Source organism: Streptomyces beigongshangae (assembly GCF_019710745.1).
In the GTDB taxonomy this organism is placed as follows: domain Bacteria; phylum Actinomycetota; class Actinomycetes; order Streptomycetales; family Streptomycetaceae; genus Streptomyces; species Streptomyces beigongshangae.
Genome location: NZ_JAHKJW010000015.1, coordinates 156,878 through 170,801, shown reverse-complemented (window position 1 = coordinate 170,801; position 13,924 = coordinate 156,878). Strand labels below are relative to the sequence as shown.

Here is a 13,924-nt window from a genome sequence, read left to right as displayed (position 1 = left end):
CCGCGCCCACGGCGCCGGACCCGGCTGAGGCCGCGGCCGCCCCAGCCGCGGCCGCCCCTGCCGGCGCGCAGGAGGTCAAGGCGAGGCCCGGTCCGGACGCGGACCCGAAGTTCGCGAAGCTGAAGAAGGACGTGGGGCACAAGAAACGCACACTGGCGGCCTCCCACCCGCCGCCGCGGACCGAGGCGGCCGCGGCGCAGGACGCGGCCCTGCCGCCCAAGGACGACGCCGAGGCGCAGGGCAAGACCGCCAACGCCGAGCAGATGAACGAGGCCGAGCCCAAGGAGTTCGACAAGGACGCGTTCATCAGGGCGGTCGAGAAGGCGATCGCCGACAAGGCGCCCAAGAACCTGGACGAGGCGGACAAGTTCGCCGACTCGGGCAAGGCCGACGAGGTCCGCGCGGAGGTGGACGGCAAGGTCGGCGAGGGAAAGTCGGACTCGGCCCAGCAGATCGCCACCACGACCGCCGCGCCGCCCGACACCTCGGCGGCCGTGCCCAAGAAGGTCGTACCGATGACCGCGGACCGGCCGCCCGGCGCTCCGGGGGCACCCGATGCGGCACAGGCCGTACCGGACAAGCTGCCGCCGTCGGCCACCGATCTGTCCGCCGGCCCCGCGGCCGTCGACCGGCAGATGGCCGGCGCCCAGGTCACCGAGACCCAGCTCCAGAAGTCCAACGAGCCCACCTTCAGGAAGGCGCTGGGCGAGAAGAAGGCCGCCGAGCGCCATTCCGCGGTGGCGCCCGGCAGGATGCGCGGGCACGAGAAGAAGGAGCTGAACTCCGCCACCGCGCGGGCGAAGCGGCTGGGCACCGCGGCGATGGGGGCGATGGGGGCCCGGCGGAATCTGACCGGGCAGCAGGTCGACGCGGGCAAGGGCGGCGCGAAGGGCCGGGACGAGGAGAAGAGGGTCCAGGTCACGACGCTGCTGCAAGGCGTCTTCGACACGATGCAGAAGGACGTCCAGGGCATCCTGGACGGGCTGGACAAACTGGTCGACACCCAGTTCAGCCGGGGCGAGAAGCAGGCGCGGGACGCCTTCACCGCCGAGCACAAGCGGAAGATGGAGGAGTACAAGGACCGCCGGTACTCGGGCTGGGACGGCAAGGCTCGCTGGCTGCGGGACCTGTTCGCCGGGCTGCCCAAGGAAGCCGACACGATCTTCGAGGAGGCGCGCGCCAACTACGTACGCCGGATGCGCCAGGTCATCTCCGACGTCGCCGACACGATCGGCGCGGAGCTGAACCGGGCGAAGCGGCGTATCGCGCAGGGCCGGACCGAGATGCGGGACGCGGTGCAGAAGCTGCCCGCCGACCTGCGGGCGATCGGCCGGCAGGCGGCGGCCGAGTTCACCGACAAGTTCGACGAACTCACCCGGTCCGTGGACGACAAGGGCACCGAGCTCGTCGACACCCTCGCCACCAAGTACACCGACGCGCTGAAGTCCGTCGACGACGAGATCGCGGCGGAGAAGGAGAAGAACAAGGGCCTGGTCGCCAAGGCCGTGGACGCGGTCAAGGGCGTCATCAACACCATCATCGAGCTGAAGAACCTGCTGCTGTCGGTGCTGGCGAAGGCCGCGCAGGCGGTGATGCTGATCCTCAAGGACCCGATCGGCTTCCTGAAGAACCTGGTGACGGCGGTCGGCGCGGGCCTGAAGCTGTTCCTGCGCAACATCGGTCGCCACCTGCAGCAGGGCATCATGTCCTGGCTGCTGGGCAGGACGGCAGAGGCCGGCATCCAGCTGCCCGCGAAATTCGACACCCAGGGCATCGTGACGATGCTCGGCTCGCTGGCCGGCCTGACCTGGACCAGCATCCGCTCCAGGATCGTGCGCAAGGTCCCGGGGATGGAACCGGCCGTCACGGCGGCGGAGACGTCGGTCCCGCTGGTCGCGGAGGTCCGCAAACGCGGCGTCGCCGGCATGTGGAACGACCTCAAGTCCCGCGTCGGCGACCTGAAGAAGGACCTCCTGGACAAGGTGATCAAGTACGTCACCCCCACGATCGTCCAGGCCGGGATCATGTGGGTGCTCTCACTGCTCAACCCGGCGTCCGCGTTCGTCCGCGCGGTCAAGCTCATCATCGACATCGTCACGTTCGTGGTCACGCAGGCCCGCCAGATCTTCGAGTTCGTGAACGCGGTGCTGGACGCGGTCATCGCGATCGCCCGGGGCGGCAGCGGAGGCGTCCCCGCCCTGATCGAACGCGCCCTGGCCCGCTCCGTCCCGGTCCTCCTGGGCTTCCTCGCGGCCCTGGTGGGCGTAGGCGGCATCGCCTCGAAGGTCAAACAGATCGTCCAGACCCTGACCAAGCCGGTGAACCGCGCGGTGGACTGGGTGATCGACAAGATCGTGGGGCTGGTGAAGAAGCTCTGGGCCAAGATGGCGTCGAAGTTCAAGAAGAAGGACAAGCGCACGACGCAACAGCAGAAAGAGGCCCTGGACGCCTCGCTCCGCGACGCGCGCGGGCTGGTGAAACCGGACTCGACCGTCGACCGTGTACGCAAGGGACTGCCGGCGATCCGCCGCCGTCACAAGTTGTCGTCCCTCACCCTCGTCGTCGAAGGGGGTGAAGGCCATCAGGGCTCCGGGTCCGACCGGACGAGCAGAATCACGACCATTCACTTCGAGGCGGTGATCAACCCTCGCAGGAAGAGTCCTCCGGACCAGATCAAAGGTGGCGGCCCCGGCCTCTACAAGGCGAAGAAGACCGGACCCAACGCCTTCACGGGGAAATACGCGGACCTCGTTCCCGCGGCCTGGAGCAGGTACGACGCCCTGCGCCCCGTCGACAAGCATCCCGGTAACGCCTTCCTCAACCGCGCCAACGGCAATGTCCCGCGCCCGGCGGGTACCTATACCGTCCCCAGCGGCGCCACCGGCGGTGCCCAGTTCACGGCCACCTGGCGAGCGGAGCTGACTCGCCTCAAGGAAGTGGAAAAGGACGCCCTCATCGCAAAGAATCCCAGCTGGAAGGTGGCGGGGAGTCGCCACCTGGCAGAGAACGGCGCCAAGAACGAGGTGGCCCGACGGTACGGGATGCACTGGCTGGAGTTGTGGCTGGACGGGAGCCGGCGCTGGGAGGAGCACCACATCAACCCGGTCAACTGGGGCGGCTCCAACGACCTCCACAACCTGATCTTCATCAGGAACCACCAGCACAGCCCGATCACGACATTCTTCGAGAACTGGCTCAAGCCCGAAATCAAGAAGGACATTCCCTAGGTGCTGCATGAGCGGACATGAAAATCTTGTGAACGAAGCGCTCGCTTCCGAGGCGGCGGGGGATGCAGCCCGCGCCGAGCAGGCGGTCCGGGCCCTGCTCGCCGCCGGTCCCGGGGCACTGCGCAGCGTCCTCGACATCGCCGGGGAGCGCGCGGACCGCCATCACCCCCTGCTCCATGAAGTCGTCCGACGCAGCACCGCTCCCGAGGCCGTTCCCGTCCTGCTCGCACACACCGGCACGGGACCCTTCGCTCTGGTCTCGGCCGTCCTGTGGGCGCTGGCCCGCAGCGACGGTTCCGAAGGACCGGACGAGGTCGAGGCCGTCCTCGCCGACCGCACGGCGCCGCACAGTGCCCGGGCAGCGGCGGCAGAAGCCCTCCAAGGGGTGGTCCGTCCGGCAACGGCCGAGGTCCTCCGTGCGGTCCTCGCGGAACAGCGCCGCGAGGCGACCGACCCGCAGTGGCCCCTGCTGCTGGTCGAGGCGGCCATNGCGAGGCGACCGACCCGCAGTGGCCCCTGCTGCTGGTCGAGGCGGCCATCGCGCTCTCGTCGACCGGCGACCACAGCGGAGCGGCGGCCGTCCGCCCCCTCCTGGCCCATCGCTCCGAATCGGGCCGGGCCCTCGCCGTCGGCGCCTTCCGGTGGGTCCTTGACGAGGACACCCTGCACCGGTTGACGCAGGCGCTCACCGACCCGGGCGCCGAGGTCCGTCGGGCAGCCGTCGACCCCGTCTTCCTCATCGGGTCGCCCGCGGCCGCCGACTTGCTGCTGCGGAGCGCCCGGGAAGACCCGGACAACCAGGTCCGGTACAACGCTCTGATCCGTTTCGGCGACCTCGCGGGCCTCGCCCTGAGCGGCGATCCGCAGGAGGTGCCGTTCGCGGACGAGCAGTGGCGGGAACTGCGGGACACCCTGGACCCGACGGTTTGCCACCGCTTCGGCGTGCCCGTCGCCCTCACCGATCTGATCGAGGAGTTCACCGACGAGGAGCGCTTGCGGATCTCCATCGCCGCGGAACTACAGGTCCTCACCGGCGTCGACGTCCCCGCCTCGTACGCCCGGCACGGCCTCGAAGCGGCTCTGCATTCCGTACGCGATGTCCCGTTCACCCCTGGCCGAATCCACAAGTGGGGCCGTCCCCGGCCGATGCCGCCCCCGAGCCGGGAATAGGGTCCGGGGATTGGTCATGGAGCAGTCCCACGCTTCGGTGCCACGATCGCCAGGGGCGGTGACATGGTCGGCGCCGTACGAAGGGCCGACCTGACCACTGCCGCGTTGCCCGTCTGGTCATGAACTGCCAGGAGCATCGGTCCTCCTGAGGCCGGATGGTGCGCCGCACGGGCCAGCGCCGCGTTGCTCACGGCCACGGGTGCCACGGCCGCCGGTTTGACCTGGCGGGCGGCCGTCCCTGCGTCCTGCGCACGGGCCGGCGGCACAGGTGCCACCAACCGGTGCAGCGACAGTGGTGGTTCGGTGGGCAGCATCCGTGTCACCCCTGGGACATGTCGTCGAGCAGATGGGCGTGAGGGCCGAGTTCGGCCGGGCGGAGCAGGCGGGCCTCTCGTTGGAACTGGCGGGCCACGCCCTGTACCACGTGGCGCATGCCGATCGTAGCGCTGTCGGTGTCCGCCGCCGCCAGTGCCGCGGTGCGGGCCGCGGCGGCGATGCCCGCGCCCGTCATGTCCAGGCGGGCCAGGACGTCCAGGTCCACGTCGGGGGCGAGCGGGGCCTCCGGGGGGAAGGCCAGGCGCCACAGCCGGCGGCGCTCCGGCGCGGTCGGGCGGGGGAAGTGGACCACGAAGTGGAAGCGGCGCGTGAACGCCGGGTCGATGTTGTCCTTCAGGTTGCTGGTGAGGATCACCAGTCCGTCGCTCGCCTCCAGGCGTTGCAGGAGGTAGCCGATCTCCAGGTTGGCGTAGCGGTCCGTGCCGTGCTTCACCTCCCCGCGCTTGCCGAACAGGGAGTCGGCCTCGTCGAAGAGCAGCACCGCCTGGCTCTCCTCCGCCTGCCGGAACGCCGCCTCCATGTTCTTCTCCGTCTCCCCCACCCACTTCGACACGACCTGGGCGAGGTCCACCTTCAGCAGTTCCAGGCCCAGCATGCCGGTGACGATCTCCGCCGACATCGTCTTGCCCGTGCCCGGTTCCCCCGTGAAGAGTGCCTTGACGCCGCCGTGCGCCGTGCGGCGGGCGAAGCCCCACGTCTCGGCGATGCGCGGCCAGGCGCGGCAGGCGGAGGCGATCTCCAGGATCTGGTTCAGCTGGGCCTCGGGCAGGACCAGGTCCTCGACGGTGCGCCGCGGCACGAGGGCCTGGACGCCGCTGCCGCTGCGGCCGCGGGTGACCGTGGCGATGGCGGGTTCGACGTGGCGGGAGACGGGTTCCGGGCGGCCGTTGCCGGCCAGCCGGGCGCCGGCGCCGGCGACCGCCGCCACCGCGCGCAGTTCGCCTCCGCTCATCCGGTAGCGGGTGGCCAGGTCCTCCAGGAGAGGGCCCTCCAGGGCCGGCAGCGCGGACGACCACATGGCGCGCCGGTCGGTCAGGGCCGGTACGGGGACCGTGAGTTCGGCGTACGCACGGGACGCCAGGAGGCCCGCGGGGCGCCAGGGCCTCAGCCCCGTCAGGCACACCGGTACGCGGGAGTGGAGCAGCGCGGCCGACACCAGCTCGGCATGCTGCCCGTACTGCCCGTGCTGCCCGTGCTGTCCGTCGGGCGGTCCGCCGTGCAGGTCGTCCGTCGGGATCCACAGCACCGCGCCCAGCGCCGCCGCCGTCCGCAGATCGGTCCAGGGGTCCGCCGTCAGCTGCCGCAGCGGTGCTCCCGCCGCCCGCGCCAGGGCCTGTACGGCGTCGAGCTGGCCGTCCGGCGGGGACCCCCAGAGCCCGGCCAGGTCGATGTCGCCTGCTCCCAGCGCGCGGCCGAGCCGGACGAGGCGGTCCGAGGACAGGTGCGGGGCGCGTACGCGGGGGTCCGGCTCCGCCACCTCGCCGGGGTCGTGGCCGAGCAGACCGACGTCGCCGGTCCAGCCCAGCAGGAACTCCAGTACGCCCGGCCCCAGGAGCAGCTCCTGGGAGAGTTCGATCGCGGCCTCTCCGTGGGCGCGCAGGAGGCCGTACCGGCGCAGGGGTCCGGTCGGGCCGAGGGTGCGGCGCAGGGCGAGCCGGGCCGCCGCGCTTCCGGCGCCGTCCGTGTCCCCCGCACCCGCCGTGTCCCCCGCACCCGCCGTGCCCGCCGTGCCGAGCGCGCCCACCGTGACCAGCAGTTCGACACTCGGCAGCCGCCGGTTCAGGTTGTCCACGATGTAGGCGTAGATCCGCTCGTACCCGCGGTCCAGTTCGGGTGCGGCGACGAGGAGCAGTGCGTCCTGGTCGGCACGGGTCAGACCGAACCGGGTGGCCAGCGCGTCCAGCGGGAGGGTGGCGCCCGCGGCGGACACACGCCGTCTGAGCAGTTGCTCGGACTCCGGCTCGGGGTGCTGCGGTGTGCGGGGCCCGGTCATGGCCTCCGTCAGGCCGTGGACCTCGTCGAGGAGGACACCGACCTGCTCGTCGGTCACGCAGTACGGCGTGAGGTCCGGCCGGGTGAGTCTGGCCGCGATCCGTGCCTGCCGTTCGACGGCGGTGCGCAGGGCCCGGTGCAGGGCCCCCAGGCGGATCCGCAGATGTTCGGCCGCCGGTTCTCCCATGTCCGTCGCCCTTCCCGTCGCCCTTCCCGCAGTCCTCCCCGTCATCCTCCCCGTCACCCGCCCGAGAACGTCAGGGTCCGGCCGGCCAGCCACACCACGTCGGGGACGTCGGTGAGCAGTCCGCCGCGCAGCAGGTCGGCGTGGCGGCGGCCCAGCGGGACGCGCACCCGTACGGCGTCGGCCTCGAAGCGGACCGTGGCGTCCAGGTCGGCGAAGCGGTCCAGGGCCGGCAGGGGGTGCGGTGTCTCCCGGCCGCGCCACAGCGTCCAGGCGATCGTGGACAGGCCCAGTGCCGCGGCCAGGGTGACGGTCCGCTCCAGGGAGCCGTCGTCCGCGAGCGGTACCGCCCTCCGTTCCACGGTCAGCGCGGTGACCAGGTCCGCGAGCCGTGCCGCGTGGCCGGGCAGTTCCGCGGCGAGCCGTGGGTCCGGGGGCCGGTCTCCCGCCGCCCACAGCGGAGGGCGCAGGGGCAGCCGGGTCACCGGGTCGCCACGCAGGGGCGGTACGGCGGTCGTGAACGGCACGCCCGCCGCCGCCAGTTCGCGCATCGCCCCGGACGGGAGGGGGCCTTCGCAGATCAGTACGGGCGGTCGTCCGCACGTCCGCCAGTACGGCAGGAGCCGTGCGGTGTCCTCCGCCCAGGCGATCGGGAACATGCCCTGGGCGTCGACGAGGAGCAGCCCGTCGTCCGTCCCGGTGATCAGCAGGGGGTCGGCGGGGTCGTGGCCCCGGCACACCGAGAGCGCCAGGACGCCGTCCAGGAGCGGGAGCGCGGGACGCGCGCGCCGGGCGAAGTCGGTGAGGTCCTCCTCGGGCACGGGCGGGTCGAGGCCGGCAAAGGCGGCCGCCGCCACCCTGTCCTGCTCGGTGCGGCGCCAGCCCCGCGGGGTGGCGCCCAGCACCTTGTACGCCAGGGCGGCCGCGAACAGCGGTGCCCGGCCGGCCAGTTCGATGCCCGCCAGGGCGGGCCCGACCGCGTCGAGGTATCCGATCCGCGCCAGCGGTCCGGCGAGCAGGAACGGCAGCACGGAGCAGACCCGCACCTCCTGCCCGGGAGCGCACGGCACCGGGGCGCCCCCAACCGGCCGGGGCGGCTCCCCGGCGGCCCGGTCCGGCTGCCCCGGGCCGTCCGGCCCCGCGGACAGGGACCGTACGAGCCCGGTGATCTCCTCGCGGGTCGCCGACGCGGCGTGATCCGCCAGGAGCCGGTTCGGGTCCGCTCCGGGGGCGGTGGCGCGCAGGTGCCCGGGCAGCGCCCCCGCGGTACCGGCCAGGAGGGCCCGCCGGGCGAGTTCGGCGAACAGCGGACCGGCCGACGCGTCGTCCTCCGCGAGCAGGGCAAGGAGGTAGACACGCAGCGACCGGTCGGGGAGGAGTGCCAGGAACGCGTCCAGTTCGTCGCGCTCGGCGAGTTCGCGGAAGAGCGCGGCGGCCGGTGGCGCGGCCCACGGCGGCCGGGCCGGGGCGAAGGACTCCCCGAACGGCACCGGCCGCGCGGCGGACGCGTCCACCGGTGGTTCCGCCCCGCCCGCCGGGGTGATCCGCACCTCGGCGGGCGTCCCGTCCGGCCGGACGGTGACGGTCACCGGTTCGGTGATCTCCACGTCCGGGCCGTCGCCCGCGAGCTGCTGCGCGAAGTGGTCCCGCAGCGCCTCGGGGAGGGCGTCGACGACCTGGTCTACCAGGGCGCGCGGGTCCGGTCCCCAGCTCCAGCCACCGCTGCGGACCACCGTCACCGTGCAGTGGCGCACCGCGATCTCCCCGGTCGCCCGGGGGCCGGGTGCGGTCATGTCCGTGCCGTCCTCTCCGGTTCCGTCTTCTCCGATCTCACCTTCTCCAGCCGGCCCGCCCAGCCGCTCACCAGTACCAGCACCCCGTACGGGGTGTCCTTGTCGAGGGTCACCGGCAGTTTCACCTCGTTCCGGCCGGCGGGGATCTCCCCCGCGAGCACATGGGTGACCTGGTCGTCGCAGACCAGTGCGGTCAGCCGGGCGGTGGAGGGGACGGGTGCGGGCAGGGTGACGGTGAGGTCCTTCGCCGTCAGCAGGATCCCGTCCTTCCACGCCTGCAGGCGCAGCAGCGCCGGCTTCGGGCCGGAGCCGCTCCCGGACCCCTGCTCGACCGCGAAGGCCGACGGCTCGTCGAACGCGCCCGGTTCGGCGTCCACGGCCGCCACGGCCAGGTTCCGCGCGTCGACCGGGAGGGTCGCGGTGCGGCCGGCGCCGAGGAGGACCCGCAGGGGCAGGACGGGGCCGACGAGTGCGGCGGGGTCGGTCGCCGGGGCTTCGGCGCCGGTGAGCGCCAGCGCGCCCAGGACATGGCCGGTGTCGGGCGCGTACACGACGCAGAGGGTCATGTCAGCCACCGCCGTTCGTCACGGGGAGCGTCGTCGTCAGCATCGTCGGCCACCGCCGTTCGTCGTGGAGAACACCGTCGCCGGCATCGTCAGCCACCGCCGTTCGTCGCCGGGACCGCCGCCACGACGAGGAAGTCGACCGCGCCGGGCCGCTCGACGACCTCGCCCGGGGCGTTCAGGGGGTCGTACAGGCGTGCCCGGCACCGCACGCGCAGGTCGGCGTCGACGGTCGCCTCCGCGGGGACGTGGAGCACCGACTCCTCCCGGGCGGGCGAAACGCGCGGGGTCAGGTGGACGTGCACGAGGGCCCGGCCGTCGGCGACCTGTTCCGCCGTGATGCCCGCGGGCAGCGGCAGGAGCATGCCGTCGGTGGCCGTCCCCGAGGTCACGAGGGTGCTGCCGACCGGCATCCGGCCGCTGAAGCTGCCCTCGATCGTCAGGTTGCCGTTGGCCGCCACGGTCATCAGCGGAGCGACCGTGCCACTGCCCTGGTACAGGCCGAAGACCAGACTGGGCTGGTCGCCGCCGGACAGGACGATCGCGGGCCTGCCCTCCTGCACCGCCGTGCCCGTGCGCAGGGTCAGTGCGCCCGACTGGGCCGAGACGGTGTCCGCGCGCACCCCGGCGAAGCGCACGGGGACGCCGCGGGCCCTGGTCGCGACGCCGCCGAAGTGGCCGTCCGTCCAGTGGACGTAGCCGAGGAGGACGAGCCAGCGCACCGGCGGGTCGGCGGGGGCGGCGCCGATCGCCGGCGGCCGCTGGCCGTCGACCAGCAGTTCGTCGCCGAGCCGCCCGAAGAGGATCTGGTACGACTCCTCCACCCGCGTCCTCGCCCCCGTGCCCCCGCACGAGTCCGGCCGGGGCGGCGCGGCCGGCTCGCGGTCGACGGCGGCGAGGAAGACCGGGTAGGGCTCGTCCTGCGCGTCCTGCGCCGAGCTCGCGCCGTTGACCTCCTCGAAGTCGCTCTCCCGCAGCACGACCGGTTCGGTGAGGACCAGCTCGCGGCCGGTGCCGTCGACGGCGTACCCCGCCGACACGCTCACCTCCACGTGGCGTGCGCCCGTCACCGGGTCGGTGCGCGGCTCCGTGACGAGGGCGAGTCCTTCCGCGATCCCCCAGTCGTGCAGGTGGCGCGCGTGCCGGCCGGACAGGCCGCGCGCGTACTCCACCGTGGCCGACAGGTCCGCGGCGGCGAGCACCTGCCCTTCGGAGAAGACAGGGCGCAGCGGGCCCGTCATGGCGTCTCACCGGGCTTCCGGTTGCGGGGCGACCTGGCCCGCTTCGCCGGAGGGACGGCCGGACCGGGCGGTTCGGCCGGATCAGCCGGATCAGCCGGATCGGCCGGATCCGTGGGTGGCTCGTCGTCGCCCCGCGGTGCGCTCTCGAGTTCCTCCAGGCGGGAACCGAGCCGTTCCGGCACCCGCTCCGCCACCCGGGCCACCTGCTGCTGCGCGCTGCCCAGCTGGGCCCGCAGACCCTCCAGCGCCGCTGTCAGGTCCGTGACCCGCGTCCTGAGCACGGCCAGTTCCTGCATGCTGTCGGTCACTTCGCTGGGGGTCGTGTAGACCTGCTCGTGCAGGGACTTGGGCGGGGTCTCGCCGGGGGCCGGGGTGAGCAGCAGGGAGAGCATCTCCTCCAGGTCCCCGGTGCGCGGCCAGTCACCGAGCAGCCCTTCGGCGTACGGACGCGAGACGGGGCCCTGCGACGACAGCTGCGGTTCCCCCTCGCACGGCGGGGGCTCGCAGCACAGCCGCTCGGCCAGCTCCCGCAGCCGGTAGAGCTTGGGCAGCCACTCCCCGTACGCCGATCCGCCCGGCAGCACCTGTTCCCGGGTGGCGGAGCAGATCCGTACGACGTCGCAGCCCTTCAGTTCGATCCGCGCGAGCAGGACGTCGGGGTCGGTGCTGTCGCCGCACGGCGGGTTCAGCGTGGCGCACGCCGTGTCGGTCACGAACCGGCGTACCGCCGCGGTCAGCCCGGCGGCCGCCTTGGCGATCCACCGGAGTTCCGCGGGGGTGGTGCGCTCCACGCTGTCCGGTGGCGGGGACGGCAGCGGCGGCGGTACGTCGAGGGCGGCGACCTTCGTGCGCAGCGTGCAGTCGCCGACGCCGGGGCCCTCCTCCAGACGGCCGAGGAGCCACTTGCGGATCAGGACGAGGTCGGCGCGGAACTCCACCCGCAGTGCGTGGCCGAGCGGTGTGCCCTGGGCCAGCAGGCGGACTTCCAGCGGGGCCTCCGCGTCCCCGCCCTCGGGTACGACCCGTGCCGCGGTCTCGGTGACCACCGTGCGGGCGAGCGAGCGGCGCAGCGGGTCCGCCGGCCACGCGGCCTCCCAGTCCGCGTCGCCCAGCCGGGCGCAGGCCGTGCCGAGCACCCGCCGGGCCTCCTGGACGGACGCGAGCTCCTGGTGCGTGCGTGTGAGTTCGTCCTGTCCGGCGCGGTCGTGGGTGTCGAACCGGGCGACGGCGCCGGCCAGTGCGCGGACGTGCTCCGCCATCTCCCGGGCGGCGGACGGCGGCGGCGCCCCCTCCCCGGCGGCGTTCTCACGCAGCCAGGCCAGCCCGTCGGTGTACCGCTTCGCGTCGGCGTCGTCGAACCGGAACGGGCGGTCCGTGCCGAGGAACGCGGCGAACAGGGCGTCGGTGTAGAAGCCGAGCCGCCGGTCGCGGTCGCGGGCCTCGTCGGCCCGGCGCACGGGGCCGAGTCCGGCGAGCAGCCTGGTGCCCGGGTTGTGGCGGTGGTCCTCGAAGTCACCGTGCCTGACGAGGAACCGGTAGCCCTCCCGGACCCGGGAGGGGACGCACCCCGGAGAGGGGCAGGGCTCCTCCGTGGCGTACGGGGCCACCGGGTCGACCGGCAGTTCCCGGTAGCGCACGAAGAGGCCGTAGCCGCGTGCGCCGTCGCCGTCGCAGGGGTCCTCGCAGTCCACCCCGAGGGCGGCGACGCGCTGCTCCCGCACCAGGGCCTGCACGTCGACCTTCTCGGCGCAGGACACCACGATGTCGTTGCCCGAGCTGTCGAGGGCGTGTCCGGGCTGCACCGTCACGGTGCCGCCGCCACAGGGCGCGCAGCCGACGTCGAGTCCGCAGACGACGCCCGGCCCGGACAGGGACCGGTTGTGCAGCCTGTCCTTCGCCGTCATGTAGTCGACGAGCAGACCGAGGTCGTCCTCGGTCAGCAGTTGCCCTGCGAAGAAGCGGGGGCGCACGAAGGCGGAGGCACGGGTGGCGTCGCCCCCGCATCCGCATCCGCAGTCGGTTCGCATGATCAGCGCTCCTTCACGAAGAACCAGCTCTCGAAGACGTCCCCGCCCACACCGGTGCCGGACGTCCAGGGCCCGACACCGGACGGCGGGACGTCGTGTCCCCCGTGTCCGGCCGTCTCCGCCGGGGGGTCGGCCGTACCGGCCGGGTCGGTCGCACCGGTCGTGCCGGCCGGGTCAGGGGTGCCGGTGGTGCCCGCGTCCCGGTGGTGCGTGTCGATCAGCGGTACGCGCCCGCCGACGTGGGTGCCGTCGACCGGGCGGCGGCAGCGGTCCAGGACGAACGCGGTCCGGACGGTGACCAGCACGCGATCACCGTCCTGCAGCGACTCGCGCGTCGTCTGCCGGTAACGGAACTCCCGGGTGAACTCGCCGCAGTCGTCGCCCGGTTCGGCGAATCTGCCACCCATGTACCAGGTCGAGGCGTTGCGGCCGCTGCCGCCCTCGATCACCTGGAGATCGACCACGCCGGGGCGCAGCGAGTCGGTCCGGACGTCGTCGGAGAACCGCACCACCAGTCCGGCGTCCTCGTCCTGGGTGCCGAGCAGGGCCCTGGCCTCGTCGACGGTGTAGGTGTGCCCGTGGATCCAGTTGACGCCGGTCACCACCGTGGGGACGTGCCGGCCGAACGGGCGGCGGACGTCCATGCGGATCCGGTCCTCGCGCACCGGTTCGTGCCGGTCCGCGCAGTCGATCCTGGCCAGCCAGAGCACCTCGTGCCCGCACGGGGAGCAGCAGGTGTCGCAGCGTTCGTCGACCGGGGGCTCGCACCCGGTGACGCGTACCGTGTAACACTCCTCCGTCCAGCCGTACTCGCAGTCCGGGCTCTCCGCGCAGGCGTCGTCGTAGACGGCGCGGGTGGCCTCCACGGCCCGCTCGGCGTACCGGATGCCGACCCAGACCGTGTCGGTGTCGCGTTCGTCCCGGGGCAGCGCCTTCCACAGGTCGACGACGCAACCGCCGCGCACCACGACCTCGTTGCCGTCGCAGTCCACGGCGAGACCGGGGGTGAGCCGCACCCTGGCCCGGTGCCGGGTGCGCTCCGCGTCCGTGTCGTCCCGGTCGCCCTGGTCGGTCTGCCGGGTCCCTTCGGCCCGCCCCGTCTGCCCCGTTTGCTCCGCCCGCTCCGCCCGCTCCGTCTGCTCCGTCTGCTCCGTCTGCTCCGTCCGGTGGTCGTCGTGATCGTGTCCCGCCGGCTCCACCAGCAGGCCGCACACCACGCCGTACCCGAGCAGGTACCGCATGCGCAGCTTCAGCTTCTCGCGGTGGTACTCCTGTTCACGCTGGAAGTCCCTGGCGCCCAGCATCTGGCCGTGGAAGTACCGCAGCCTGCGCAGCGGCGGCGCGTCGAACCCCTCCGGCCCTCGCGTCCCTGTCTCCGTCATCGCTGTCCT

7 protein-coding genes and 1 pseudogene are annotated in these 13,924 nt (G+C 73.1%); 2 read left to right on the top strand and 6 right to left on the bottom strand.

Annotation, left to right across the window (positions count from 1 at the left end):
- Both KM933_RS14525 and KM933_RS14520 read left to right on the top strand, forming a co-directional pair.
- Positions 1-3,227: pseudogene (locus tag KM933_RS14525) on the top strand (hypothetical protein); the annotation flags it as partial.
- A gap of 270 nt (positions 3,228-3,497) precedes the next feature.
- Positions 3,498-4,397, top strand: coding sequence for a HEAT repeat domain-containing protein (locus KM933_RS14520; protein WP_430727314.1), 900 nt, complete (start codon positions 3,498-3,500; stop codon positions 4,395-4,397).
- A gap of 319 nt (positions 4,398-4,716) precedes the next feature.
- On the opposite strand, the gene KM933_RS14515 is transcribed toward KM933_RS14520, so the two are convergent.
- The 6 genes from KM933_RS14515 to KM933_RS14490 all read right to left on the bottom strand — a co-directional run bounded on the left by KM933_RS14515 (position 4,717) and on the right by KM933_RS14490 (position 13,915).
- Positions 4,717-6,912: an ATP-binding protein gene (locus tag KM933_RS14515; protein ID WP_221352084.1), complete on the bottom strand. Its 2,196-nt coding sequence runs from the start codon at positions 6,910-6,912 to the stop codon at positions 4,717-4,719.
- A 53-nt stretch (positions 6,913-6,965) separates the two neighbouring features.
- The gene (locus KM933_RS14510; RefSeq protein WP_221352082.1) at positions 6,966-8,702 is read right to left on the bottom strand and encodes a hypothetical protein; all 1,737 of its coding nucleotides are present in this window, start codon (positions 8,700-8,702) and stop codon (positions 6,966-6,968) included.
- Entirely contained in the window at positions 8,699-9,268 is a 570-nt protein-coding gene (locus KM933_RS14505; protein ID WP_221352080.1) for a hypothetical protein, read from the bottom strand. The genes KM933_RS14510 and KM933_RS14505 overlap by 4 nt, the downstream gene beginning before the upstream one ends.
- A gap of 89 nt (positions 9,269-9,357) precedes the next feature.
- The gene (locus tag KM933_RS14500) at positions 9,358-10,506 is read right to left on the bottom strand and encodes a hypothetical protein (RefSeq protein WP_221352077.1); all 1,149 of its coding nucleotides are present in this window, start codon (positions 10,504-10,506) and stop codon (positions 9,358-9,360) included.
- Positions 10,503-12,533 carry a hypothetical protein gene (locus KM933_RS14495; protein WP_221352075.1) on the bottom strand — a complete coding sequence of 677 codons (2,031 nt, stop codon included), beginning with the start codon at positions 12,531-12,533 and terminating at the stop codon, positions 10,503-10,505. The genes KM933_RS14500 and KM933_RS14495 overlap by 4 nt, the downstream gene beginning before the upstream one ends.
- Positions 12,534-12,535: 2 nt before the next feature.
- Positions 12,536-13,915 carry a hypothetical protein gene (locus KM933_RS14490; RefSeq protein WP_221352073.1) on the bottom strand — a complete coding sequence of 460 codons (1,380 nt, stop codon included), beginning with the start codon at positions 13,913-13,915 and terminating at the stop codon, positions 12,536-12,538.
- Positions 13,916-13,924 lie beyond the last annotated feature (9 nt).

Excerpts from the sequence above, each read along its gene's own strand:
- KM933_RS14490 (WP_221352073.1), bottom strand. The coding sequence starts at position 13,915 with ATGACGGAGACAGGGACGCGAGGGCCGGAGGGGTTCGACGCGCCGCCG.
- KM933_RS14505 (WP_221352080.1), bottom strand. The coding sequence starts at position 9,268 with ATGACCCTCTGCGTCGTGTACGCGCCCGACACCGGCCATGTCCTGGGC.
- KM933_RS14495 (WP_221352075.1), bottom strand. The coding sequence starts at position 12,533 with ATGCGAACCGACTGCGGATGCGGATGCGGGGGCGACGCCACCCGTGCC.
- KM933_RS14500 (WP_221352077.1), bottom strand. The coding sequence starts at position 10,506 with ATGACGGGCCCGCTGCGCCCTGTCTTCTCCGAAGGGCAGGTGCTCGCC.
- KM933_RS14510 (WP_221352082.1), bottom strand. The coding sequence starts at position 8,702 with ATGACCGCACCCGGCCCCCGGGCGACCGGGGAGATCGCGGTGCGCCAC.
- KM933_RS14515 (WP_221352084.1), bottom strand. The coding sequence starts at position 6,912 with ATGGGAGAACCGGCGGCCGAACATCTGCGGATCCGCCTGGGGGCCCTG.